Raw genomic sequence first — 1,572 nt, 5'->3', positions numbered from 1 at the left:
CCGCCGGCCCTGCGGCGGCCGCGCCGCGCCGCAGGGCGGACGGGGCGGACGAGAGCGCCCCGGCCGTCGAGGGCGACCTGGTCGTGGAGGGCGGCACCCTGCTCGACCCGGCGACCGGCGAGGTCACGCAGGACGCGGTCGTCGTCGTGCGCCGCGGTGTCGTCCGGGCCGCCGGCCCCCGCTCCCGGGTGCGGATCCCCGACGGCCTCCCGCGGCTCGACGCTCACGGCCACTGGGTGCTCCCCGGGCTGATCGACGCGCACATCCATCTCTCCACCGCCGCCGAGGCGCGCTCGGCCGTGCGCACCGGCGCCACCAGCGCCCGGAGCGGTTCCACCTCCTTCTACCAGGACGTGGCCGTACGGGAGTTGAGCCGCCGGGCGCCCAGCCTCGCGCCGCGCCTGCGCGCGGCGGGCGTCTTCGTCACGCCCGACCTCGGCGACACGGTGCTCGCCGATCCCGATCTCACCCCGCTGGCCCGGCTGCGGGACGGCGTGCGGTCCCCCGAGGCACTGCGCCGGGTGGTCGCGGTCAACCTGCGCCGCGGCGCGGACGTGATCAAGACGCGCGTCAACGAACGCGCCGGACTCCCCGAGCAGGACCCGCTGGCGCAGGTGTACACGCACGCCCAGCTGAGCGAGGTGGTGGCCGCGGCGCGCAAGGGCGGACGCGGGGTGCTGTGCCACAGCTACAGCCGGAAGGGCTGCCACGACGCGGTGACGGCCGGCATCCGCTCCCTGGAGCACGGGGTGTTCGTCGGGGAGCGCACGCTGCGGGAGATGAACCGCCGGGGCACGTACTTCACGCCGACGCTCACCGCCATCGCCGGCCTGGCGCACTCCTCCGACCCCGTGCTGGCCGAGCGCGGGCGCACCTACCTCCCCGTGCTCCAGCGCGCGGTGCTCGCCGCCCATGAGCTCGGCGTGCCGCTCGCCGCGGGGACGGACTCCTCCGGCGGCACGGTCGACCCCATCGGCCGGGAGATCGTCCTGATGCGCGCGGCGGGGCTGCCGGCCCTCGACGCCATCCGCACGGCCACGACCGGCGCCGCACGGCTGCTCGGGCTGACGGGCACCGCCGGCCGGCTGACCCCGGGGCACGCGGCCGACATGGTCCTCGTCGCGGGCGACCCGCTCTCCGACGTCTCGGTCCTCGCGGCACCGTCGCGCGTCGTGCGCACCGGCATCCCGGTCCGACCGGCCCGCTCCCCCGCAGCAGGAGCGCTCCGTGCGCCCGCAGAGTCCAGCCGTCGCGGCGCCGCGTCGTGAACCGTGACTCGTGCACCGCACGTCCCGCCGGGCCGGGCCGTCGCACGGTCGTGATGCCTGCACGCGCCGTGCACCCCGTCGCCCTCGTGGAGGCCGGCGCGCGTCGCACCCCGTGACGGCGGTGCACACCGTCGCACCCGCGTGAGGTCCGCGCGCACCGGCCGGCCCGCTCGGGCCGCTCGCCCCCCGTCCGGCCCGGCGGGACGTGCGGTGCACGAGTCACGGTTCACGACGCGGCGCCGCGACGGCTGGACTCTGCGGGCGCACGGAGCGCTCCTGCTGCGGGGGAGCGGGCCGGTCGGAC

General features: G+C 78.0%; 1 protein-coding gene. It reads left to right on the top strand.

Going from position 1 to position 1,572, the window contains the following annotated elements; genetic code table 11:
* On the top strand, positions 1-1,268 hold a 1,268-nt coding region (locus EAO77_RS37770), incomplete at its 5' end, for an amidohydrolase family protein (protein ID WP_147992784.1).
* Between the last annotated feature and the right edge of the window lie 304 nt (positions 1,269-1,572).

It is taken from the genome of Streptomyces sp. T39, assembly GCF_008042045.1.
In the GTDB taxonomy this organism is placed as follows: domain Bacteria; phylum Actinomycetota; class Actinomycetes; order Streptomycetales; family Streptomycetaceae; genus Streptomyces.
This window is presented reverse-complemented; position numbering and strand designations above follow the sequence as displayed.